We start from the raw sequence: 1,066 nt of genomic DNA on the forward strand, positions 1-1,066 counted from the left end.
ACCGTTTTAGAAAGGTAAGCTTATTAAATAAGCGAATAATTATAAAAAATCGAAATAAAACAAAATATTACTTGACAGGTGGAGCAAAATGCAGTACCATTTTAGGCACAAGGCACAAGGCACAAGGCACAAGCACTGGCAAACTTATGTCTTAAATTTATCAAATAATCCTATTCGACGAGTTCTTGCGCAAAACTTATTTATATCTTCTAAATTATCTAAATTATCTAAATTATCTAAATTATCTAAATTATCTAAATTATCTAAATTATCTAAATTATTACCGAAATTTCTCACAAAATTATTGCTAAAAATCCCATTGGCATTGTTGTTATTGCTGTGTTCATTAAAATCACAGGCATTATCGACCACGACAGCAGATAGCATTCAAGGTAGAGCATCCTATTTAGCCTTTGATGACCTCGTCATTAAAGTGACAGCAACAGATGACTTATTAGGTATTAATTTATCAAACAGTCGAAAATTCACACCACAAAGCCGCCTTTCATTATCGACAATCCAGATTAAGTTACCCGAGGTAAACCAAAGTTTTGCTGATATTAACATGACGACAGCGACATTATTTAGTTCATTGAATCTGAAGGAGTTAGTGGCACAAAGGAATAGGAGGGCGATGTTGATGAACAAGTGAGTGCCCCATTTTGGCGCAATAAATTAGCAGTAAACACATATTTTGGTGATGTTGTCAGCAATAAACACTATGCCAATCTATCAGTTGTTTGCGTTGTTCTTCAACCTTTAGCCTTCAATGCTTAGGGTGTCGGATAAGTTTAAATAATTTATTTAACAAATTATATGTTTGTTGGCGTGGGAATTTATTAGTAATGCTAGAAACTTATAAAAATAAAATATTATTTGATAAAGGAAATAAAATGAAGTATCCAAACCATTTAACTGCTGAACGTATTTTATTTTGCAATATATGTTTGCTTTTTTTTATTTTATGTAGTGCCTTTTATAGTAGTTATTCATTTGGGGTTAATCGTAGTGATGCAATAATACTTTCATCTAGCCCATTACCACCATTACCAGAACCGCCGCCGCC

At 32.7% G+C, this 1,066-nt stretch carries 1 protein-coding gene; it reads left to right on the forward strand.

Annotated elements, in window-relative coordinates; translation table 11 throughout:
• The first annotated feature begins 88 nt into the window (after positions 1-88).
• Positions 89-652: a hypothetical protein gene (locus A9G32_RS12380; RefSeq protein ID WP_065640637.1), complete on the forward strand. Its 564-nt coding sequence runs from the start codon at positions 89-91 to the stop codon at positions 650-652.
• Positions 653-1,066: the final 414 nt, after the last annotated feature.

Source organism: Gilliamella sp. Gris3-2 (assembly GCF_001690345.1).
Lineage (GTDB): Bacteria > Pseudomonadota > Gammaproteobacteria > Enterobacterales > Orbaceae > Gilliamella > Gilliamella bombi.